We start from the raw sequence: 22,095 nt of genomic DNA, 5'->3' as shown, positions 1-22,095 counted from the left end.
GCAGCGGCCCTTGTTTCGTCAGCCTCGTCCGGCCAGCTTGTTCCACCAGCCGCCGCGCTTGGGGCGATCCGGATCGGGCGGCGTCAGCACCACCGCGACCGGCTCCTCGATCACGCGCGGCGCGGGGGCCGGGGCAGGCTCCGGCTCCGCGACGGGAGCCGCCTCTGCGGGCGCCGGGGCGGGGGCTTCGGGAGCGGCGGGCGCGGCGACCGCTTCGGTGGTTTCGCCACCTTCGGTGATCGGCACGACCTTCTTGCGCGAGCGACTGCGCTTGGGCTTCTCGGCCTCGACGGGCGCGGCCTCGACCTCTGCCGCAGGAGCCTCGGCGGTGACCGTCTCCGCGACGGCCTCGAGCGGCTGCTCCGCCTCGCCCTTGGGCTTGCGGCCGCGGCGGGCGCGCTTGGGCTTCTCTTCGGCAACGGGCCCGACCGGCTCGGCCACAGGCTCGGCAGCGGCCGCAGCAGGCTCGGCCGCGGTCTCGCGATCCTCGGCCTCGCCCTCGGCGGACGACTCGTCGCCGTCCTCGTCGCCGTCGTCGTCGCCGCCATCCGCATCGTCGCTGCCGCCGTCGAGACGCACGCCATTGGCGTCACGCTCGCCGCCACGCCGCCGACGACGGCGACGCCGGCGCTTGCGCCCGCCTTCGCCACGCTCGCCCTCGGGACGCTCTTCGCGGCTGGCCGTCGCGACGGCCTCGGTCGGGCCGACATCGTTCTCGGCATCCTGCGCCTCGGCCTCGGCGGCTGCGTCGAGCGCATCCTCGTCGGCATCCGACAGCACGGCTTCCGCCTTGATCGTCGAGGGAACGATGCGCCCCTCATTGCCGACGAACTCGCCGCGCTCGACCTCGAAATAGCGGGTACCAAGCAGCGTCGCATCGGTGTTGATCGTCACCGCGATGTTGAAGCGCGCCTCCAGATCGGCGAGATGCGCGCGCTTTTGGTTGAGGACGTAAAGCGCGACCTCGGGCCGCGTCCGGACGTTGAGGTTGTGCGAGGCGCTCTTGATCAGCGTCTCCTCCAGGGCGCGCAGGATCTGCAGCGACACCGAGGAGGCCGAGCGCATCATGCCGGCGCCGGCGCAATGCGGGCAGGGCACGGAGGAGCTCTCCAGCACGCCGGTGCGGATGCGCTGGCGCGACATCTCGAGCAGGCCGAAGGCCGAGATCCGGCCGACCTGGATCCGGGCGCGATCGTCCTTGAGGCACTCCTTCAGCTTCTTCTCGACCGCGCGGTTGTTGCGGTTCTCCTCCATGTCGATGAAATCGATCACGATGAGACCGGCGAGGTCGCGCAGGCGCAGCTGGCGGGAGATTTCCTCCGCCGCTTCGAGATTGGTCTTGAGGGCGGTGTCCTCGATGTTGTGCTCGCGGGTCGAGCGCCCGGAGTTGATGTCGATCGCGACCAGCGCTTCCGTCTGGTTGATGACGATGTAGCCACCGGACTTCAGGGTCACGGTGTTGGAGAACATCGCGTCGAGCTGGCTCTCGATCCCGAAGGAGGCGAAGAGCGGCGTCTGCTCGCGATAGGCCTTCACGCTCTTGGCATGGCTCGGCATGAGCATGCGCATGAAGTCCTTGGCCTCGCGATAGGCCTCGTCGCCGGCGACGTGAACCTCGTCGATGTCCTTGTTGTAGAGGTCGCGGATCGAGCGCTTGACGAGGTTGCCCTCCTCATAGACCAGCGCCGGCGCGACAGAGGCCAGCGTCAGCTCGCGCACGCTCTCCCACATCCGCATCAGGTACTCGTAGTCGCGCTTGATCTCGACCTTGGTGCGCGAGGCGCCCGCCGTGCGCAGGATCAGCCCCATCCCCTCGGGAACCTCGAGCTCCTGGGCGATCTCCTTCAGGCGCTTGCGGTCCTCGGCATTGGTGATCTTGCGCGAGATGCCGCCGCCCTTGCCGGTGTTCGGCATCAGCACCGAATAGCGGCCGGCGAGCGAGAGATAGGTGGTCAGCGCCGCACCCTTGTTGCCGCGCTCTTCCTTGACGACCTGCACCAGGATGATCTGGCGGCGCTTGATCACCTCCTGGATCTTGTACTGGCGGCGCGAGCTGCGCTGCGGGCGCTCCGGCATGTCGTCGAGAGCGTCGCCGCCGCCGAGCTGCTCGGGCTCTTCCTGGTCGCCGTCCTCGGAGCCGTGGTCGTCGCCCGAATCGTCGTCGTCGGAGGGACGACGCGCCTCGGAAGGCTCGCCCTCCACCTCGCCGTTCGGCTCCTCGCTGGTCTCGTAGGTCAGCGGCGCAGCGTTCTCGGCCGCATCCTCGCTGGTCGATTCGGCAATGGCCGGAGCGAACTCCTCGCCAAAGGCAGGCGCGCCCTCGTTGACCATCGCGGCTTCCTTGCCGTCGGTCTCGACGGCGTCGGCGCTCACGGTCTCGTCGGAAGTCGCCTTCTTGGCGCGTCCATCACGGTCGCCGCGGCGGCCGCGGTCGCGGCGCCCGCGCTTCTCACGCTTCTCCTCGTCGCGCTCGTCCTCGCGGTCGGCACGGGCCTCGTCGGCCAGCAGCGCCTGCCGGTCGGCGACGGGGATCTGGTAATAGTCGGGATGGATTTCCGAAAAGGCGAGGAAGCCATGGCGGTTGCCGCCATATTCAACGAAGGCGGCCTGGAGCGAGGGCTCCACACGGGTGACCTTGGCGAGATAGATGTTTCCGCGCAGCGGCTTGCGGCTGGCGGCCTCGAAGTCAAATTCCTCGATACGCGATCCGCGGACCACCACGACCCGGGTCTCTTCCGGGTGGGTGGCGTCGATGAGCATCTTGTTGGCCATATCTAAGTTCCATGGGCGCGGCCGCCGAAACCCGCCGGGCTGCGGACGAAGGTCCGCTGCCGCGGGCAGGGGTGCCGCGCAGAGGCCGGCGAGCGCCGGCATGTTGCAGGAGCAAAGGCCGGCGAATGCCGGCATCTGGGACGGGGAAGTGTTTGGTCGAGACAGAAGAGCGGCTCGGGAAGTCCGGCCGGGCTGAACGCCCCGCACCGTCCCGCAGGTATTGACGAGTCACCGATGATCCAAGCGGCGTCGTATGCCCCGACATCTGTCCTGACCTGCAGCACGCCCGCTCCGAAGAGACCTGGCACGCCGCGTTTGCACGCTCGCGAGACGTCGGCCTGATGCTGCATGACACGGGCACCGGCACCGGCCGTCTGCGGACGATCCGTTGTGGTTGCCGTCTTGCAGCCTGGCCCCGGACGCCGACGGTCCTTGCGGACCGGATGCGCACCATGGGGTGGCCCTGCAAGGCAACCTTCCCCATTACAGACAGGTGACCGTGTTTTGCAAGTCACATCGCATCACGGCATCGACCATGGACGCCCCGGCCGGTTCACCCGGCGCACAGCGCGTGGTAACCGCTTGTTAGGATGTCGCGCCGCTATGGTTAAGCCTTGGTGACGACAGTTCGGACACATGAACCTGACGCCTCCCACGCTCCTTTACCGCATCGCCTCCCGCGCGGCCCGGGCCCTGTGCCCTGCGGCGCTGGCGGGAGTCGTAGCGGTTGCCCTTGGCCTTGGGGGCGTGGCTTTCGCCAACGGGCGCGCCCAAGCCGAGCTTCCCGTCGCGACCGACGCCAGGCTGGAACAGACGGGCGAGACGGTGCGGCTGGTGATGGCGCTGTCGCGCCCGGTCGACGTCACGGCCTCCGTGCTGTCGGGACCCGACCGCGTCGTGATCGACATGCCCTCGACCAATTTCCAGGTCCAGCCCGCCGTGGCGCGCAAGGGAGCGGGTTTCGTCGGCGCCTTCCGATTCGGTCTCTTCACCGCCGACAGGGCCCGGATCGTCATCGACCTGACCCAGCCCGCCATCGTCGTCCGGGCCGAATCGCGCCCGGTGCGCGGCGGCTTCGGTGAACTCGTCGTGGAACTGCGCCGCGCCACACGCGCCGAGTTCCAGGCCGCTGTCGCCCGGACGCCGACGCGCGATTCCGTGCCTGCCGCAGTGGAGCCCCCGGCTGACAAGCCGGCTGGCGAGACCCGGCAGACGGTGGTGATCGACCCCGGTCATGGCGGCATCGACCCCGGCGCTGTCGTCGCCGCGATTTCCGAGAAGAATGTCGTCCTCGCCTTTGGCACCAAGTTGAAGGAACAGCTCGAGGCCAGCGGCCGTTACCGGGTGCTGATGACGCGGGACGACGACCGCTTCGTGCCACTGGCCGAGCGCGTCGCCATCGCCCGGGCGGCCGGCGCCGATCTCTTCATCTCCATTCACGCCGATTCGCTGACGCAAGCCCAGGAGGTTCGCGGCGCCACGGTCTATACTGGCTCTGAGCGCGCCACGGACGTCGAGGCGGCTCGCCTGGCGGCCAAGGAAAACCAGGCCGACGCCGTGGCGGGCCTCGACGCCCGCGAAGATACGCAGGATGTCGCCGGCATCCTCATGGACCTTGCCAAGCGCGAGACGCGCACCTTCTCCTCGGTCTTCGCCCGCAACCTCGTCGAGACGCTGGGCGGGTCGGTGAAGATGCACAAGGTACCGTTGCGCTCTGCCGGTTTCCGCGTCCTGAGCGCCCCTGATGTGCCCTCGGTGCTGATCGAGCTCGGCTACATGTCGAGCCCGAAGGACGCCGAGCTGCTGAATTCACCGGAGTGGCGCGGGCGCGCCGTGTCGGCGGTCGCCGCCGCGGTCGAGGGCTATTTCGTCAATGCCCGCGCGCCGGGTGGCAAGGCGGCCGACAACCGGCGCTGAGCGCGCGGGACGTGGCGCGATGTGGTGACAAGGCCACGGTTTGGCCATGTCCGTCATGTTATAGACGTGATTTGAGAAGGACCGACAAAGCGCTCGCGCTGGCCGGTCGGAGAGCAAGGGCCAGGGCCTGAAATGCGCTTTATCCTGCGACTGTTCGGATGGTTGTTCGCCGCCGGCGCGATCGCTTTCGTGATCGGCGCCGTCGTGGCGGGCGGCTTCCTCTGGCACTACTCCAAGGACCTGCCCGATTCGGCGCAGCTGCGGAACTACGAGCCGCCGGTGATGACGCGCGTCCATGCCGGCGATGGCTCGCTGATCGCCGAGTTTGCCCGCGAGCGCCGCCTCTATCTGCCGATTCAGGCCGTTCCGAAGCTGATCATCGACGCCTACCTCTCGGCCGAGGACAAGAACTTCTACAAGCATGTCGGCGTCGACCCCGAGGGTCTGGTGCGCGCCGCGATCACCAACTTCCGTAACCGGGCCGCCGGCCGGCGTCCGCAGGGCGCCTCGACCATCACCCAGCAGGTGGCGAAGAACTTCCTCGTCGGCTCCGAGCAGAACATCGAGCGCAAGATCCGCGAGGCGCTCGTCGCGCTGCGGATCGAATCGACCTACTCGAAGGACAAGATCCTCGAGCTCTACCTGAACGAGATCTATCTCGGCGCGCCGGCCCCGGGGCAGGGCAGCTATGGCATCGCCGCCGCGGCGCTGAACTATTTCGGCAAGTCGGTCCACGAGCTGAACCTGCACGAGGCCGCCTATCTCGCGGCCCTGCCGAAGGCGCCGACCGACCTGCACCCCTTCCGCAACCGCGAGCGCGCCATCGAGCGCCGCAACTACGTCATCGACCGCATGGTCGAGAACGGCTTCGTCAAGCGCGAGATCGGCGAGACGGCGAAGAAGCAGCCGCTCGGAGTCAATCCGCGCACGGTTTCGCCCAACAACATCGCCGCCGGCTATTTCGCCGAGGAGATCCGCCGCGAGCTGCAGGACCGCTATGGCGAGAAGAAGCTGCTCGAGGGCGGCCTGTCCGTGCGCGCCACCGTCGATCCCAAGATGCAGCTGATGGCCCGCAAGGCGCTGGTCGACGGGTTGGTGCGCTTCGACGAGGCCCGCGGCTGGCGCGGCGCGATCCAGAAGCTCGATCTCTCCGCCCGCGACTGGGGCCTCGCCATCGGCGAGCTGCCCGTGCTGGGCGACGTGGCGCCCTGGCGCCTGGCCGTTGTGCTGGACGTCGCCGGCGACAGCGCCCGCCTCGGCCTGCACCCGCTGCGCGAGACCTCGGGCCATCTCAAGAACGACCGCGAGACCGTCACGCTCGGTGGCGAGGGCATCAAATGGACCCGGCGCGCCCGCGTCGCTCAGGCCGTCTCGGTCGGCGACGTGGTCTATGTCGAGCCGATGGAGAACCGGCCGGGGCAGGTGCGCCTGCGCCAGCTGCCGGAGGTCAACGGCGCGATCACGGTAATGGATCCGTTCTCGGGCCGCGTGCTCGCCATGGTCGGCGGCTTCAGCCACGACCAGTCGGAGTTCAACCGCGCAACGCAGGCGATGCGCCAGCCGGGCTCCTCCTTCAAGCCCTTCGTCTACGCGACGGCGCTCGACAATGGCTACACCCCGTCCTCGATCGTGCTCGATGCTCCGATCGAGATCGACCAGGGCGGTGGCCTCGGCATGTGGCGGCCTGACAATTACGACGGCAAGTCGACCGGCCCGCGCACGCTGCGCTACGGCATCCAGTTCTCGAAGAACCTGATGACCGTGCGCCTCGCCAAGGATGTCGGCATGCCGCTGATCGCGGAATATGCCCGCCGCTTCGGCGTCTATGACGACATGCTGCCGGTGCTCTCGATGTCGCTCGGCGCCGGCGAGACCACGGTCATGCGCATGACCGCCGGCTACGCCATGCTCGTCAACGGCGGCAAGAAGATCCGGCCGACCCTGATCGACCGCATCCAGGACCGCTGGGGCGCGACCATCTTCCGGCACGACCAGCGCGTCTGCGAAGGCTGCAGCGCCGACAAATGGGCCGATCAGCGCGAGCCGCGCCTGATCGACAACCGCGACCAGGTGCTCGACCCGCTGACCGCCTACCAGATGGTCTCGATCATGGAGAGCGTCGTCCAGTCCGGCACGGCGACCGTCGTCAAGTCGGTCGGCAAGCCGCTCGCGGGCAAGACCGGCACCACCAACGACGCCAAGGACGTCTGGTTCGTCGGCTTCTCGCCCGACCTCGCGGTGGGCGTCTATATGGGATTCGACAAGCCGAAGTCGCTGGGTACCTCGGCGACCGCCGGCCAGTATGCCGCGCCGATCTTCCGCGATTTCATGATGGCGGCCCTCAAAGACAAGCCGGCGACGCCGTTCCGCGTCCCGGCCGGCATCAAGCTGATCCGCGTCGATCCCAAGACCGGCATGCGCTCGGGCGGCGAGGGCGGCATCCTCGAGGCCTTCAAGCCCGGCACGGCGCCGCCAGACAGCTATTCGGTGATCGGTGCGGCCGGCGACGGCATGACCCCCTTCAGCGTGGCTCCAGGCGGCGGACGCGCCGTCGGCTCCGGCACCGGCGGGCTGTACTAGATCACGCCCGCGTCATGGTCGGGCTTGTCCCGACCATCCACGTCTTCCTGCGGCGAGGACCGTGTTCAAGACGTGGATGCTCGGCACAAGGCCGAGCATGACGCGTGAGCCTGCCGTGGCCGTTTACAGCGACGTCGTTCGGCCCTATCCCCAGCCTCTCGTTTTTCATCCAAGGCCCTGATCCGCATGCGCCCAGAAATTCAGACGCAACTCGACAACGCCAAGCAGTCGATCGGACTGCTGAGGAGGCATCTTTGACTGGGATCAAGCCCAGCGCCGCCTCGCTGAACTGAACGCCCTTTCCGAGGGCCCCGACTTCTGGAACGACGCCGACGCCGCGCAGAAGCTGATGCGCGAGCGCACCTCGCTGGAAACCCAGATCGAGGGCATCCTCAAGCTCGAGCGCGATCTCGACGACGCCCTGACCTTCATCGAGCTCGGCGAGATGGAGGATGACGCCGCCTCGGTCAGCGAGGGCGAGGTCGGCATCAAGGCCGTCGAGGTCGAAGCCGCACGACTGCAGGTCGAGACCCTGCTCTCGGGCGAGGCCGACATGCTCGACACCTATCTCGAGATCCATCCTGGCGCGGGCGGAACCGAGAGCCAGGACTGGGCCGAGATGCTGCTGCGCATGTATCGGCGCTGGGGCGAGCGGCGGAAATTTAAGGTCGAGACGCTCGAATACCAGGATGGCGACACGGCCGGCATCAAGTCGGCGACGCTCCAGTTCAAGGGCCACAACGCCTATGGCTGGCTCAAGACGGAGAGCGGCGTGCACCGGCTGGTACGCATCTCGCCCTTCGACTCGAACGCACGCCGCCAGACCTCCTTCGCCTCGGTCTGGGTCTATCCCGTCGTCGACGACCGCATCATCATCGACATCAACGAGTCGGATTGCCGGATCGACACCTACCGCGCCCAGGGCGCGGGCGGGCAGCACATCAACACGACCGATTCGGCCGTGCGCATCACGCACATCCCCTCGGGCATCGCGGTGTCCTGCCAGCAGGAGCGCTCCCAGCACAAGAACCGGGCCAAGGCCTGGGACATGCTGCGCGCCCGGCTCTACGAGGTCGAGCTCAAGAAGCGGGAAGAGAAGGCCAATGCCGAGCAGGCCTCCAAGACCGATATCGGCTGGGGCCACCAGATCCGCTCCTATGTGCTCCAGCCCTATCAGCTGGTGAAGGATCTGCGCACCGGGGTCGCCTCGACGGCGCCCTCGGAGGTGCTCGACGGCGCGCTCGATCCGTTCATGGAAGCGTCGCTGGCTCAGCGGGTCTACGGCACCGAGGTCGAGGTCGAGGATATCGACTGAGCGAACGCTTTCCCGTTGCGGCGCCGGCAGCCCGGCACCGCAACGGGAGGCCGTCATTGTCGAAAGGTCTTGGAACCTTGATCCTGCCGATCCATTTGAGGACGGCGACGCCGGCTCCGCGAAAGGCCTGACCATGACACTGCAACGCCAAATCGGGTTCTGGCTGCTCTCGCTCGCCGTTCTCGTTCTCTTCCTGATCGTCTTCCGCGACGTTCTGCTGCCCTTCATCGCGGCACTGGCGCTGGCCTATCTGCTCGACCCGCTCGCCGACCGGATGGAACGCAGCGGCATGAGCCGGCTGGCGGCGACGATCCTGATCCTGTTCTTCTTCCTGCTCATTTTCGTGCTGGCGCTGGTTCTCCTGGCGCCGCTGCTCGGCCAGCAGCTGGCGGGGCTTGTCGCGCGCCTGCCGGCCGATGCGCAGCGCCTGCAGACGCTGGTGCTGGAGCAGGGTGGCCCGTGGCTCGAGCGTTTCGGGGGCACGAAGCTGACGGAGGAAGCCCAGAATTCGCTCGGCAATCTCGTCGGCGAGGCCACCAAATGGGTCGGCAGCGTGCTGCAGTCGCTGTGGACCGGCGGCACCGCCATCGTCGGCGTGTTCTCCCTGCTGGTGCTGACGCCGGTCATCGCCTTCTACCTGCTGGTCGACTGGGATCGCATGTGCGCCACCGTCGACAGCTGGCTGCCGCTCGACCATCGCGAGACCATCCGCGGACTGCTCCGCGAGATGGATGTCGCCATCGCCGGCTTCCTGCGCGGCCAGGCACTGGTCTGCCTGCTGCTGGGCATCTTCTACGCGGTGGGCCTGAGCCTTCTTGGCGTCAATTTCGGCGCGCTGATCGGCATCATCTCCGGCTTCCTCTCCTTCATCCCCTATGTCGGTTCGCTGACCGGGCTGGTGCTCTCCGTCGGCGTCGCCATCGTCCAGTTCTGGCCGGACTGGACCTGGCCGCTGGCGACGCTGGCTGTCTTCGCCGCCGGCCAGTTCCTCGAGGGCAACATCTTCCAGCCGAAATTCGTCGGCGATTCGATTGGCGTGCACCCGGTCTGGCTGATGTTCGCGCTTCTGGCCTTCGGCTCGCTGTTCGGCTTCGTCGGCCTGCTGCTGGCGGTGCCGCTCGCGGCCGTCATCGGCGTGCTCTGCCGGTTTGCGCTGCGGCAATATCTCGCCAGCAATATCTATCACGGCGGCGACGCGACTCGGGCCGCGGCCGTCCAGGCGCGCCTCGACGTCGATGCCTGAACAGCCCGCCCGCCCGCGTCAGCTCGCCTTCGATCTGCCGGTCGACAGTCGGCATGGCGTCGAGGACTTCCTGATCGGCCCGTCCAACGAGGCCGCCTATGGTTTGGTCGAGGCCTGGCCGCACTGGCCCGACGCATGGCTTCGCCTGGTCGGGCCGGAAGGCGCGGGGAAGACGCATCTTGCGGCGATCTGGGCCAAGCGCGCCCATGCCTGGACCGTCTCGGCCGGAGAGGTCGTCGATGCCCAGGTGCCGCATCTGGTCTCGGGCGGCGCGCTGGTGGTCGAGGATTGCGACCGCGGCCTGCAGGATGAGGCGGCGCTGTTTCACCTGATGAACGCGGTGAAGGCCCGGGGTGGCCACCTGCTGCTCACCGCCCGCGCGGCGCCCGACCAATGGGGTCTGCGCGTGCCGGACCTGCTGTCGCGGCTGCGGCTGGCGCCGGAGGCCCGGATCGAGCCGCCCGACGACGCACTTCTGCGCGCCGTCCTGGTCAAGCTCTTCATCGACCGTCAGCTCGTCGTCGACACCGGCATCATTGACATGCTGGCGCTGCGGATGGAGCGCTCCTTCGCCGCGGCGCGCACCCTGGTCGACCTGCTCGACAGGCTCTCGCTCGAACGAGGGCGCCGCGTGACGCGGCCTCTGGCGACAGAGGCGCTGGAGCGCCTCTACGCCGAGGACTGAGCAGTCGCTCAGCCCGCCCGGCGGGGAGGCGCCTCGACGGGAAGCGCCACCAGCCGGGCATGCATCGCTTCGACCAGCAGCTCATGGGCGCGGTTGGCGATGGCATCGAGCGACGGCGTCTTGACGAACATCGCCGCCGCCTTGGCGCTGAGCTGCTCGCGGCTCGGCAGGACGGGTAGCTGCCAGCTCGACGCATCCCACTGCGCCCAGGCTTCGGAGGCCTGATGCTGCAACTCGGCGAAGCGGCCACCGGCCCGCTCCTGAAGATCGGCCAGCGCCGCGCGCAGCTCGGCGAGCGTCAGGCTGGACCAGTGCAGCTCGGGCAGGGAGGGTGTGGCCGCATAGGCCTCGCGGAAGGCGCTGACCACCCGGTCCAGCGGCACCGAAGCCGCAAGCCGCTCGGCCGAGCGCTCGATGACGCGCGGCGGAAGCGCCTGCGAACGCTCGATCACGGCCTGTGGCGGCTGCTTCAGGTCCCAGACCAGGCGAAGCTTCGAGAGCCCGAGGATGATGTAGTAGGTCGGGTCGATCTGCCACCAGCGGAAGCCCTGGCGGACGCTGTACTGATAGGCATGGTGGTTGTTGTGCCAGCCTTCACCCATGGTGATGATGGCGAGCCACCAGTTGTTGCGGCTCTCGTCGCCGGTCACATAGTGTTTGTCGCCATGCACATGGGCGAGCGAGTTGATGCAGAAGGTGGCGTGGTAGACGGCGACCGTCGACCAGAAGAAGCCGACGATGAGCCCGGCCCAGCCGTCGATCAGGAAGCACAGCACCGCCAGCAGCACCGCCGGCGCCAGCTCGAAACGGTGCAGCCAGCGCAGCTCCGGAAACTTCGTGAGGTCCGGAATCGTCGAATCGTCGAAGACATGGTGGTCGCGGCTGAAGATCCAGCCGACATGCGAATAGCCGAACGAGGTCTGCACCGGCGAATGCACGTCATGCTCGGTGTCGGCATAGCGGTGGTGATGCCGGTGCTTCGAGGCCCACCAGAACACGCTCTTTTGCGCGGTCGACTGCGCCAGCACCGCCAGCACGAACTGCCCGACGCGGCTGGTCTTGTAGGTGCGGTGCGAGAAATAGCGGTGGTAGCCGCCGGTCACCGCAAACATCCGCAGCCAGTAGAGGCCGATGGCGAGCCAGACCGAGGTCGCGGTGACGCCGCTCCACAGGGCACCAAAACAGGCCAGATGCGCAAGAACGAAGGGGATGGCGGACGGATAGACGATGTCGCCATCGTCACGGTGGGAAGAACTGCTCAAATCGGCCTCGGTCGAATCAGACGGCTCCGGTTCGGCCGCCCGGGACATGAAAACCCCGCGCCGGCACGAAACAGGAGCGGGCCTTGGGTTGCAAGAGGGCCCGGCGACGCAGGCACTGTCGCCAGCGCGCCGCGCCGGAAATGACATGGTTGTCATCGAACCGTCACGCTACGGTGGCTCAAGACGCGCAGGGAGACGACCGTGGCCAGAGCAGCGACCGGAACGAGTGCCAAGCGCATGAACACGCAACCCAGCGTCATCGAGGTCGCGCATCCCGTGACTGCCGAGGAGCCGACGCCGCTGCGCGATTCGCCGGCCCGGTTCATGAACCGGGAGCTTTCCTGGCTGCAGTTCAACCGCCGCGTGATGGAGGAGGCCTCCAACCGCAATCACCCGCTGCTGGAGCAGCTGCGCTTCCTCTCGATCTCGGCGGCCAATCTCGACGAGTTCTTCATGGTCCGCGTTTCCGGCTTGCGCGAGCAGCTCAAGGCCGGCGTCGTGACGCCGAGCCAGGACGGTCTGACCCCGGCGGCCCAGCTCGCTGCGCTCGGCGAGGCCGTCGCGGCCCTGACGAAGGATCAGCAGGCGCGTTGGGTCGAGCTGCGCGGCGACCTGCACGAGAACCGCATCCAGCAGCTGGCACCGGGCGACATCGGCCCGGCCGAGCGGGTCTGGCTGGAGGATTACTTCCTCAACTACGTCTTCCCGGTGCTGACGCCGCTGGCGATCGACCCGGCGCATCCCTTTCCCTTCATTCCCAATCTCGGCTTCACCGTTGCGCTCGCGCTGGAACGGATCAGCGACGGGCGCCAGCTCGACGCCCTGATCCGCGTGCCCATCAAGATGGACCGCTTCATCGAGCTGCCGGACCTCGCCCGCGAGGAGAAGCGCCGCTTCATCACGCTGGAGGACGTGGTCTCTCTGTTCATCGGCAAGCTCTTCCCCGGCTACGACGTCAAGGGAACGGGCTCGTTCCGGATCATCCGCGACACCGATCTCGACATCGAGGAGGAGGCGGAGGATCTCGTCCGCGTCTTCGAGACCATGCTGAAGCTGCGTCGGCTGGGCGTCGTCATCCGGCTCGAGATCAGCACGGGCATGCCGGCGCATCTGCGCAAGCTCATCGTTCGCGAGCTGAAGGTCGACGAGGACGAGGTCGTCGAGGTCGAGGGCATGATCGGGCTGAGCGAGCTGTCGCAGCTCGTCGGCGTCGACCGGCCGGACCTGAAGTTCAAGCCCTACAATGCCCGCTTCCCGGAGCGCATCCGCGAGCATGGCGGCGACTGCTTCGCGGCGATCCGCCAGAAGGACCTGCTCGTCCACCACCCCTATGAGAGCTTCGACGTCGTCGTGCAGTTCCTGCAGCAGGCGGCGCGCGACCCCAACGTCGTTGCGATCAAGCAGACGCTCTACCGCACCTCGGCCAATTCGCCGATCGTCAAGGCTCTGACCGAAGCGGCCGAGGCCGGCAAGTCGGTGACGGCCCTCGTCGAGCTCAAGGCGCGCTTCGATGAGGAAGCGAACATCCGCTGGGCCAAGGAGATGGAGCGGGCGGGCGTGCAGGTCGTCTACGGCTTCATCGAGCTGAAGACCCACGCCAAGCTGTCTCTCGTCGTGCGGCGCGAGGCCGGGCAGCTCGTCACCTATTGCCACATCGCGACGGGCAACTATCACCCGATCACCGCGCGCATCTATACGGACGTCTCCTTCTTCACCGCCGATCCGGTGATGTCGCAGGACGTCGCGCGTGTCTTCAACTTCATCACCGGCTATGCCGAGCCAGCCGAGCTGGAAAAGATGTCGGTCTCGCCGGTCGGCCTCAAGCAGCGCCTGCTCGACGACATCGCCGAGGAGATCGCCCATGTGAAGGCGGGCCGGAAGGGTGCGATCTGGGGCAAGTGCAACTCGCTGGTCGACCCCGAGATCATCGACGCGCTCTATGACGCCAGCCAGGCCGGCGTCGAGATCGACTTCGTCGTGCGCGGCATCTGCTGCCTGCGGCCGGGCGTGCCGGGCCTGTCGGATAACATCCGCGTCAAGTCGATCATCGGGCGCTTCCTCGAGCACACCCGCGTCTACGCCTTCGGCGCCGGCCACGGTCTGCCTTCGGCCAAGGCCAAGCTCTACATCTCTTCGGCCGACCTGATGCCCCGCAATCTCGACCGCCGCGTCGAGGCGCTGACACCGATTTTGAACCCAACTGTCCACCAGCAGTTGCTGGAACAGATCATGCTGGCAAACTTCCTCGACAACGAACAGAGCTGGACGATCTTGCCCGATGGCGGCTCCCGACGCATTGTCCCGGCGCCGAACGAAGAGTCGTTCAACGCTCACAAGTACTTCATGACGAACCCGAGTCTCTCAGGACGTGGCAAATCACTCTCCAATTCCAGCCCCCGTTCCCTCTCGCGTCGAGGGGGGCGCAAGGCCTGACGTTCTGACCGCGCCCGGCCGCCTCGGTCTGGGTGCCGGCACGCTCGCCATCGTCGACATCGGCTCGAACTCCGTCCGTCTCGTCGTCTATGAAATGGTGGCGCGCGCGCCGGCCCAGGTTTTCAACGAGAAGGAGATGGCGGGTCTCGGCCGCCAGGTCGCGACCACAGGGCGGCTCGCGCCCGAAGCCATCGAGAAGGCGATCGCGGCGCTGGTCCGCTTCCGCATCCTCTGCGAGGCGATGCATGTCGGCGAGATCCGCGTCATCGCCACCGCCGCCGCGCGCTATGCCAGCAACGGCGCCGAGTTCATCGCCAGGGCCGAGCAGGCCATCGGCCAGCCGATCGAGCTGATCTCCGGAGACCGGGAGGCCGTGCTGTCAGGCCTCGGCGTCCTCTCAGGCTTCGACAATCCCGACGGCGTCGTCGGCGATCTCGGCGGCGGCAGCCTCGAACTCATCACCGTGTCGCGCGGCACGGTCGGGGAGGGGGCAAGCGTCCCGCTGGGCGGTCTCGCGCTGCTCGACCGCTCCAAGAATTCGCTGAAGCTCGCCGAGAAGATCGTCAAGGACGAGCTCGACAAGCTGCCGCAGATCGCGGCGATGAAGGGCCGCGACTTCTACGCCGTCGGCGGCACCTGGCGCGCCCTGGCGACGCTCCATCAGCACCAGGTCCGCTACCCGCTCAACGTCATGCATGGCTACACGCTGCCGGCCAAGGATGTTGCCGACTTTGTCAAGCTGGTCGAGAAGGCGGATCTGACGGGCCTGGACGCGATCGACGCGGTGTCCTCGGCGCGGCGGCCGCTGCTGGCCTATGGCGCGCTGGTGCTCGACGAACTGATCAAGCGTGGCAAGCCGCGCTCCGTCATCATCTCGGCGCAGGGAGTCCGCGAGGGGCTGCTGCACGAGCAGTTGTCCGAGGAGGAACGCGCCGCCGATCCGCTGCTGCGCGCCGCCCGCGACTACAACCATCTGCGCGCCCGCGACCCCCGCCATGCTGCGGAGCTGATCGCCTGGAGCCGCGCCATCCTGGAGACCGCCGGCCTGCCGGGCGACGATCCATCGCCACGGCTGATCGAGTCCGTCTGCCTGCTCTCCGACATCGGCTGGCGCGCCCACCCGGATTATCGCGGCGAGCAGAGCATGAACGTGATCGCGCACGCCTATTTCACTGGCATCGACCATGTCGGGCGCGCCTTCCTGGCACTCGCCATCTTCCATCGCTACGCCGGGCTGAAGTCGGACTCGCCCGCCGCCAACGCCCTGCGCGCGCTGCTGCCCTTGCCGATCCTCGATCGCGCGCTGCTGCTGGCGGCGATCTTCCGTGTCGCCTATCTGCTCTCGGCCGGCATGGCCGGATTGCTGCCGCGCATGCCGGCGACCTGCGTCGATGGGCGCCTCGTGCTGACCCTGCCAGCCGATCTCGCACCGCTGGCGAGCGAGCGCGTCATCGGCCGCCTCAAGCAGCTCGCCAAGCTGCTCGGCCGCGACTGGGAGATCGCCCGGGCCTGAAGCCCGCGCCGCGCCTCAGCCGACGACGACCCGGCCGCGCTCGATGCGCAGACCGAGTTCGCCGCTCTTGAGGGAGAGGGCCTTCTCGCCGAACACGCCGCGGCGCCAGCCCTGCAGCGCGGGCACATCGGCTTCGTCATCCGAGGCGATGGCTTCGAGATCATCGCTCGACGCAATGATCTTGGGCGCGACACGCTCGGCCTCGGCCACGGCCTTGAGCAGCACCTTGAGCAGGTCGAGCACCGCACCGTTGCCGCCGCGGCCGCGTTCGCGCTCCAGCCGGGGCAGGGTCTTGGGATCGAGCGCGAGCCCGCGTTCGATCGCCGCCAGCACCTCGCCACCCGAGCGCGACCGCTCGAAGCCGTTGGGCACGGAGCGCAGCTCGGCCAGCGCCTCGACGGACCGCGGCGCCCGCTGGACGATGTCCATCAGGGCATCGTCCTTGAGCACGCGCTGGCGCGGCACGTCGCGGTGCTGCGCCTCGCGCTCGCGCCAGGCGGCCAGCTCCATGAGCACGGCGAGTTCCTTGGGCTTGCGGATACGGCCCTTCAGGCGCTGCCAGGCGTTCTCGGGCTTCACCTCATATGTCGCAGGCGAATTGAGGACCGCCATCTCCTCGGCGACCCAGCTCTCGCGGCCGGTCTCTTCGAGATCGGCCTTCAGCGCCAGATAGATGTCTCTGAGATGGGTTACGTCGGCCTCGGCATAGACCAGTTGCGCCTCGTTCAGCGGCCGGCGCGACCAGTCGGTGAAGCGCGAGGACTTGTCGATGCGCGCCTTGGCGAGGTCGTTGGCGAGCTGCTCGTAGCCGACCGAGTCGCCATAGCCGCAGACCATGGCTGCGACCTGCGTGTCGAACAGCGGCGTCGGGAGCACCCGGCCGAGCATCCAGACGATCTCGAGATCCTGGCGCGCCGCGTGGAAGACTTTGACCACGGCCTCGTCGACCATCAGCCCGAAGAAGGGGTCGAGGTCGAGCTCGGGCGCCAGCGGGTCGACCAGCACGGCCTCGTCTGGCGAGGCGAGCTGGATCAGGCAGAGCTTGGGGTAATAGGTCGTCTCCCGCAGGAACTCGGTATCGACCGTGACGAAGGGGTGGCTGGCGAGGCGCGCGCAGGCGTCGGCGAGGTCGGCCGTGGTCGTGATCAGCTTCATGCTCCGGGCTTACCGGAGCAGGGGGCGCCGCGTCGAGTCCGCAGCCGGCAGAATCCCACCTGAATCCTTGACAAGCCCCGCGCCCGCGTGTGCTTACGCCGGCAGAATCGACCGCCCGCGGCTCGCCCCAGGGCGACCCCGAAAGAGATCATCCCCGTGACACTGCATCGCTACCGTTCCCACACCTGCGGCGCCCTTCGCGAGAGCGACATCGGCTCCCAGGCCCGCCTCTCCGGCTGGTGCCACCGCATCCGTGACCATGGCGGCGTGCTCTTCATCGACCTGCGCGACCATTACGGCATGACGCAGGTGGTGATCGACCCGGATTCGCCGGCCTTCGCCACGGCCGAGACACTGCGCTCGGAATGGGTCGTGCGCATCGACGGCAAGGTTAAGGCGCGCCTCGCCGGTACCGAGAACGCCAACCTGCCGACGGGCGCCGTAGAGGTCTTTGCGACCGATATCGAGGTTCTGGGCGCTGCCGGCGAACTGCCGCTCCCTGTCTTCGGCGATCTCGAATATCCCGAGGACACCCGGCTGAAGTACCGCTTCCTCGATCTGCGCCGCGAGAAGCTGCACAACAACATCATGCTGCGCACCAAGGTCATCGACTCGATGCGCCGGCGCATGAAGGATTCGGGCTTCTCGGAGTTCCAGACGCCGATCCTGACCGCCTCCTCGCCGGAGGGCGCGCGCGACTTCCTGGTGCCGAGCCGCCTGCATCCCGGCAAGTTCTACGCGCTGCCGCAGGCGCCGCAGCAGTACAAGCAGCTGCTGATGATGGCGGGCTTCGACCGCTACTTCCAGATCGCGCCCTGCTTCCGCGACGAAGACCCGCGCGCCGACCGCCTGCCGGGCGAGTTCTACCAGCTCGACGTCGAGATGAGCTTCGTCGAGCAGGAGGACGTCTTCGCGACGATGGAGCCGGTCATCGGCGGCATCTTCGAGGAGTTCGGCAACGGCAAGTCGGTCACCAAGAACTGGCCGCGCATCCCCTATGCCGAGGCGATCGCAAAGTATGGCTCCGACAAGCCGGACCTGCGCAACCCGCTGGTGATGCAGGACGTCTCGGAGCATTTCCGCGGCTCGGGCTTCAAGGTGTTTTCGCGCATCCTCGAGGACGAGAAGAACCGCGTCTGGGCCATTCCCGGGCCCAAGGGCGGCTCCAGAGCCTTCTGCGACCGGATGAACTCCTGGGCTCAGGGGGAAGGCCAGCCGGGTCTCGGCTACCTGATGATCAAGGATGACGGCGAAGGGCAGGGGCCGATCGCCAACAACATCGGGCCCGAGCGCGTGGCGGCGATCATCGCCCAGATGGGCCTGCAGCCGGGCGATGCCTGCTTCTTCGCCGCCGGCAACCCCGACAAGTTCTACAAATTCGCCGGAGCGGCCCGCAACAAGGTCGGCCAGGAACTCGGGCTGATCGACGAGAACGCGTTTGCCTTCGCTTGGATCGTCGATTTCCCGATGTTTGAGTACAATGAGGACGAGAAGAAGGTCGATTTCTCGCATAACCCCTTCTCGATGCCGCAGGGCGGCCTGGAGGCGCTGAAGAGCGAGGATCCGCTCTCGCTCAAGGCCTTCCAGTACGACATCGCCTGCAACGGTTTCGAGCTCGCCTCCGGCGGCATCCGCAACCACAAGCCCGAAGCGATGGTGAAGGCCTTCGAGATCGCCGGCTATGGCGAGGAGACGGTGATCGAGCGTTTTGGCGGCATGTATCGCGCCTTCCAGTACGGCGCGCCGCCCCATGGCGGCATGGCCGCTGGCGTCGACCGCATCATCATGCTGCTCGCGGGCGCCACCAATCTGCGTGAGGTCGCGCTGTTCCCGATGAACCAGCAGGCGGTCGACCTGCTGATGGGCGCACCGGCCGAGGCCTCACCCAAGCAGCTGCGCGAGGCGCATCTGCGCATCAACGCGCCCGAGAAAAACGGCTGATCGACATGACCGCTTCCGTTCCGGCGCGCGCCCTCGCGCTCGCCTGCCTCGCGGCGCTGCCGCTCTCGGCCTGCGTCTCCGGCCCGGCCAATCCGAGCGCATCCCGCGCCTCGGAACTGGCGAGCGTGGTCTCGCGCTCGGTGGCCTGCCGCGCCGGGGCGCCGAGCCGGTCCACGCTCGAGAGTTTCATCGCGGCCGAGAAGGCTCGCGGCGCCACGCCCGAGCAACTCGCCAGCGCCCGCTCGACCTATGTCACCGTCTCCGAGGGCGAGACCGTCAACCAGATGGTCCGACCGAAGCCCTGTGGCTCCGAGGAGCGCGCGGAGGTCCGCGAGAAGATGATGCGCATCCGCGCAGGCGACTTCAGCGCCCTCTGACATCCCGCGACCGCGCCATGAGGCTTCCACCACGGCTATTCGCCCTGCCGCTGATGCTCGGGCTGTCCGCCTGCACTACGGCCGGGCCTTTGCCCGGCACGCCGGAATTTGCAGCCGCGCAGGTGTCGCGCGCCTATGATTGCGGCCTGCGGGTCGACCGCGGCCGGGTCGTCGGCCGCATGCAGCAGGACGAGCGCCGCCGCTTCGCGCTGGCGAACGCCGCCTTCGCGGTCAAATCCTACAAGGCGCCACGGGCCTGCGATGCCGCCGAGCGCGCCTCGGTCCAGCGCGATGTCGCGGCGCTGACCCGTCGCTGAATTCGCTTGCCTCCGATCGGCCATCACGGCCACAAGGCGCCGATGCCCGCCGGAAGCCAGATCACCGCCATCGTCGTCGCCCATGACAGTGCCGAGGTGCTGCCGGCCTGCCTGTCGGCGCTGGCTGCGGACGGCGTCCCGGCAGTCGTCGTCGACAATGCCAGTAGCGATGCGAGCGTGACGATCGCACGCGAGCGCGGCGCGACCGTCATCGCGAGCCCGCGCAACGAAGGCTATGGCCGCGCCAACAACCGTGGCGTCGCCGCCAGCACCACACCTTTCGTGCTGATCGTCAATCCGGACGTCGAGATGAGGGCAGGCGCGGTTGCAGCCCTGCTCGAAGCCGCGCAGCGCTATCCCGACGCGGCCCTGTTCGCCCCGCGCATCGTCGAGCCCTCGGGCCGGATCTTCCTGCAGCCGCGCTCGCTCCTGTCCCCGCCGCATCTCAACCGCAGCGGCGCAATGGCGATCCCCGAGGGCGACGCCTGCCTGCCGTTCCTGTCGGGCGCCTGCCTGCTCGTCCGCCGCGAGATCTTCGTCGCGCTCGGCGGCTTCGACCCGGCGATCTTCCTCTTCTACGAGGATGACGACCTCTGCCGCCGCCTGCGCGACGCCGGCCACGCCCTCGTCCATGTCCATGCGGCCGAAGCCGGCCATGGGCGAGGGCGTTCGAGCGCTCCCTCGGCGGCACGCCGCTTCAAGGCGCGCTGGCACCTCGCCTGGTCGGAGGGCTATGTCGCCCGCAAGTACCGGTTGCCGCCACCATCCCCCGTCAAAATCCTCGAAAGCCTGGCCAAGGCGGTGGGATATGCCCTGATCCTGCGGCGCGAAAAGATGGCCGCGCATGCCGGCTCCGCCGCCGGCGCGCTCGCCTGGCTGCGTGGCCGCTCCGCGCTCGCCCGCGAAGGACTGGAGGGTTCGCCATGACCAGGCTCTTCGGCGTCAGCGTCACGCAGGCCTTGGCCGGTCCGCACAACAACTTCGGCCTGCTGCGGCTTGCGCTGGCGCTCGCCGTCGTCGTCTCGCACGCCTTTAGCGTCGCGACCGGGCGCGTCGAGGACGAGCCCTGGGCGCAGACGACGGGCTTCACGCTCGGCGAGCATGCGGTCAACGGCTTTTTCGCGATCTCCGGCTTCCTGGTCACGATGAGCTATGACCGCCGCGGCTGGCGCGACTACCTGGTCGCCCGCACGCTGCGGATCGCACCGGGCCTCATTGCTGCGACGCTGGTCGTCGCGCTCGGCCTTGGCGCGGCGATGACCCGCCTCGATCTCGGCGCCTATCTCGCCGATCCGCAGTTGCGCCGCTTCATCACGGGCACGCTGACCACCTTCAAGAGCGCCTCGGCCCTTCCTGGCGTCTTCGATAAAAACCCGCTGCCCTTTCCGATGGGCACGGTCTGGACGCTGAAATACGAGACGCTCTGCTATCTCGGCGTCCTCGTCGGCGGGCTGCTGGGCCTGCTCGCCCGGCCGAAGCTGGCGCTGGCGATGGGCGGCCTGCTGCTGGTCGCGACGCTACTGCGCGAAATCGTCGACCCCGATGGTCCCAAGGGCGTCGAGACCGCGCTGCGCCTGCCGCTGATCTTCCTCGCCGGAGGGTTGATCTACCTGTTCCGGGACCAAGTGCGCCTGTCCCTTCCGGGGCTGGCGCTGGGGCTCGCTACCCTCGTCCTGCTCTCGCCGACGCCGCTCTACAAGACTGCTCTTTATCTGCTCACGGCCTGGGGCGTGCTGGTCCTGGCGCTTGCTCCCGCCTTGACCCGACGAAGCACGGAACCACCCTCCGACCTGTCCTATGGCGTCTATCTCTATGGCTGGCCGATCCAGCAGGCGAGCCATGCCCTGTTCCCCGCTGCCAGCGCGATGACGTTGTTCTGGCCGGGACTGCTCGTCACGCTGGCCGTCGCCTGGCTGTCCTGGCATCTGGTCGAGAAGCCGGCGCTCGGTCTCAAGCGCCGGCTGATCGCCGCTCGCTGACGACGGCTGCGAGATCTGCGACGCGACCCGACATCAAGACGGGCATAAGCTGCAGAATGTCCTCTCGCGGCAGCTCCCACCAGCGGCTCGCCAGCAGCGACGCGATCTCGGCTTCCTCGAAGCGCATCCGCAGGACACGGGCCGGATTGCCGCCGACGATGGCGTAGGGCGGCACGGTCCGCGCCACCACCGCCCGCGCGGCGACGACGGCGCCGGTGCCGATCGTGACGCCGGACAGGATCATGGCCTGCGACCCGAGCCAGACGTCGTGGCCGATGACGACGTCGCCCCGCGTCGTATGGCTGCCCACGATCCCCGCGGCCTCGGGCCAGAGCCCCGGGAGGGCGGGAAACGGATAGGTCGTCACCCAGTCGGTGCGGTGGTTGCCGCCGAGCAAGATCTCGACGCCGTCGGCGATCGAGCCGTAGCGGCCGATCGTCAGACGCGCCCCGCTCTCGGGAAAACGGATCTTCGGCCGCCCATAGGTCCAGGCGCCGACGGCGATTTGGCCGGGTCGCCGCGCGATCACCTTCGCCAGATGAATCCGCGTCTGGTTGTGCGGGTTGACGCGCCCGCGCAGCAGGCCACGAGCGGCCGGCGGCAACC

Annotated in this window: 16 protein-coding genes; 12 read left to right on the top strand and 4 right to left on the bottom strand. The window is 68.0% G+C overall.

Features of this window, described 5'->3' with window-relative positions:
• Positions 1-18 precede the first annotated feature (18 nt).
• A complete protein-coding gene (locus ABIE41_RS16160) occupies positions 19-2,772 on the bottom strand; it encodes an Rne/Rng family ribonuclease (protein ID WP_192641339.1) in 2,754 nt (917 codons plus the stop codon).
• 636 nt (positions 2,773-3,408) lie between these two features.
• On the opposite strand from ABIE41_RS16160, the gene ABIE41_RS16155 reads away from it, so the two are divergent.
• From ABIE41_RS16155 to ABIE41_RS16135, 5 genes are all read left to right on the top strand, one after another.
• Positions 3,409-4,689: an N-acetylmuramoyl-L-alanine amidase gene (locus tag ABIE41_RS16155; protein WP_192641338.1), complete on the top strand. Its 1,281-nt coding sequence runs from the start codon at positions 3,409-3,411 to the stop codon at positions 4,687-4,689.
• Positions 4,690-4,821: 132 nt separating this feature from the next.
• The gene (locus tag ABIE41_RS16150) at positions 4,822-7,269 is read left to right on the top strand and encodes a penicillin-binding protein 1A (protein WP_192641337.1); all 2,448 of its coding nucleotides are present in this window, start codon (positions 4,822-4,824) and stop codon (positions 7,267-7,269) included.
• 186 nt (positions 7,270-7,455) lie between these two features.
• Positions 7,456-8,584 (top strand): peptide chain release factor 2 gene (gene prfB, locus ABIE41_RS16145; RefSeq protein WP_192641336.1). Its coding sequence is split into 2 segments (ribosomal slippage): positions 7,456-7,524 and positions 7,526-8,584, totalling 1,128 coding nucleotides; the frame shifts between segments, so codons are not numbered across the junction.
• A gap of 133 nt (positions 8,585-8,717) precedes the next feature.
• Positions 8,718-9,827, top strand: coding sequence for an AI-2E family transporter (locus tag ABIE41_RS16140; RefSeq protein ID WP_192641335.1), 1,110 nt, complete (start codon positions 8,718-8,720; stop codon positions 9,825-9,827).
• Positions 9,820-10,512: a P-loop NTPase family protein gene (locus ABIE41_RS16135; protein ID WP_192641334.1), complete on the top strand. Its 693-nt coding sequence runs from the start codon at positions 9,820-9,822 to the stop codon at positions 10,510-10,512. The genes ABIE41_RS16140 and ABIE41_RS16135 overlap by 8 nt, the downstream gene beginning before the upstream one ends.
• Positions 10,513-10,520: 8 nt before the next feature.
• On the opposite strand, the gene ABIE41_RS16130 is transcribed toward ABIE41_RS16135, so the two are convergent.
• Complete coding sequence (locus ABIE41_RS16130; protein ID WP_192641333.1) at positions 10,521-11,774, bottom strand: acyl-CoA desaturase; 1,254 nt, start codon at positions 11,772-11,774, stop codon at positions 10,521-10,523.
• A gap of 237 nt (positions 11,775-12,011) precedes the next feature.
• Between ABIE41_RS16130 and ABIE41_RS16125 the strand changes: the two genes are divergently transcribed.
• On the top strand, positions 12,012-14,207 hold the full coding sequence (locus ABIE41_RS16125) for an RNA degradosome polyphosphate kinase (RefSeq protein ID WP_192641332.1): 2,196 nt from the start codon (positions 12,012-12,014) through the stop codon (positions 14,205-14,207).
• Positions 14,143-15,720, top strand: coding sequence for an exopolyphosphatase (ppx, locus tag ABIE41_RS16120; RefSeq protein ID WP_354192504.1), 1,578 nt, complete (start codon positions 14,143-14,145; stop codon positions 15,718-15,720). The genes ABIE41_RS16125 and ppx overlap by 65 nt, the downstream gene beginning before the upstream one ends.
• 15 nt (positions 15,721-15,735) lie before the next feature.
• Here the strand turns inward: ppx and rnd are convergent, their stop codons facing one another.
• Complete coding sequence (gene rnd, locus ABIE41_RS16115) at positions 15,736-16,875, bottom strand: ribonuclease D (RefSeq protein WP_192641331.1); 1,140 nt, start codon at positions 16,873-16,875, stop codon at positions 15,736-15,738.
• A gap of 162 nt (positions 16,876-17,037) precedes the next feature.
• Between rnd and aspS the strand changes: the two genes are divergently transcribed.
• The 5 genes from aspS to ABIE41_RS16090 are packed head-to-tail and all read left to right on the top strand — an operon-like array spanning position 17,038 to position 21,489.
• Positions 17,038-18,816 (top strand): aspartate--tRNA ligase, encoded by a 1,779-nt coding sequence (gene aspS / locus ABIE41_RS16110; RefSeq protein WP_192642819.1) that lies wholly within the window; start codon positions 17,038-17,040, stop codon positions 18,814-18,816.
• A 5-nt stretch (positions 18,817-18,821) separates the two neighbouring features.
• A complete protein-coding gene (locus ABIE41_RS16105) occupies positions 18,822-19,193 on the top strand; it encodes a hypothetical protein (protein WP_192641330.1) in 372 nt (123 codons plus the stop codon).
• 17 nt (positions 19,194-19,210) lie between these two features.
• Positions 19,211-19,510, top strand: a complete 300-nt coding sequence (locus tag ABIE41_RS16100; protein WP_192641329.1) for a hypothetical protein — start codon at positions 19,211-19,213, stop codon at positions 19,508-19,510.
• A 42-nt stretch (positions 19,511-19,552) separates the two neighbouring features.
• Positions 19,553-20,437 (top strand): glycosyltransferase family 2 protein, encoded by an 885-nt coding sequence (locus tag ABIE41_RS16095; RefSeq protein ID WP_192641328.1) that lies wholly within the window; start codon positions 19,553-19,555, stop codon positions 20,435-20,437.
• A complete protein-coding gene (locus tag ABIE41_RS16090) occupies positions 20,434-21,489 on the top strand; it encodes an acyltransferase family protein (RefSeq protein ID WP_192641327.1) in 1,056 nt (351 codons plus the stop codon). The genes ABIE41_RS16095 and ABIE41_RS16090 overlap by 4 nt, the downstream gene beginning before the upstream one ends.
• Here ABIE41_RS16090 and ABIE41_RS16085 read toward each other — a convergent pair.
• Positions 21,461-22,093, bottom strand: a complete 633-nt coding sequence (locus ABIE41_RS16085) for a CatB-related O-acetyltransferase (protein WP_192642818.1) — start codon at positions 22,091-22,093, stop codon at positions 21,461-21,463. The two genes, ABIE41_RS16090 and ABIE41_RS16085, sit on opposite strands and share 29 nt — an antisense overlap.
• Between the last annotated feature and the right edge of the window lie 2 nt (positions 22,094-22,095).

The organism is Bosea sp. OAE506 (genome assembly GCF_040546595.1).
GTDB lineage: Bacteria > Pseudomonadota > Alphaproteobacteria > Rhizobiales > Beijerinckiaceae > Allobosea.
This window is presented reverse-complemented; position numbering and strand designations above follow the sequence as displayed.

Coding starts and splice junctions, on each gene's coding strand:
- rnd (WP_192641331.1), bottom strand. CDS start 16,875: ATGAAGCTGATCACGACCACGGCCGACCTCGCCGACGCCTGCGCGCGC.
- ABIE41_RS16150 (WP_192641337.1), top strand. CDS start 4,822: ATGCGCTTTATCCTGCGACTGTTCGGATGGTTGTTCGCCGCCGGCGCG.
- ABIE41_RS16090 (WP_192641327.1), top strand. CDS start 20,434: ATGACCAGGCTCTTCGGCGTCAGCGTCACGCAGGCCTTGGCCGGTCCG.
- ABIE41_RS16125 (WP_192641332.1), top strand. CDS start 12,012: ATGAACACGCAACCCAGCGTCATCGAGGTCGCGCATCCCGTGACTGCC.
- ABIE41_RS16140 (WP_192641335.1), top strand. CDS start 8,718: ATGACACTGCAACGCCAAATCGGGTTCTGGCTGCTCTCGCTCGCCGTT.
- ABIE41_RS16155 (WP_192641338.1), top strand. CDS start 3,409: ATGAACCTGACGCCTCCCACGCTCCTTTACCGCATCGCCTCCCGCGCG.
- ABIE41_RS16095 (WP_192641328.1), top strand. CDS start 19,553: ATGCCCGCCGGAAGCCAGATCACCGCCATCGTCGTCGCCCATGACAGT.
- ABIE41_RS16135 (WP_192641334.1), top strand. CDS start 9,820: ATGCCTGAACAGCCCGCCCGCCCGCGTCAGCTCGCCTTCGATCTGCCG.
- ABIE41_RS16105 (WP_192641330.1), top strand. CDS start 18,822: ATGACCGCTTCCGTTCCGGCGCGCGCCCTCGCGCTCGCCTGCCTCGCG.
- ABIE41_RS16100 (WP_192641329.1), top strand. CDS start 19,211: ATGAGGCTTCCACCACGGCTATTCGCCCTGCCGCTGATGCTCGGGCTG.
- ABIE41_RS16160 (WP_192641339.1), bottom strand. CDS start 2,772: ATGGCCAACAAGATGCTCATCGACGCCACCCACCCGGAAGAGACCCGG.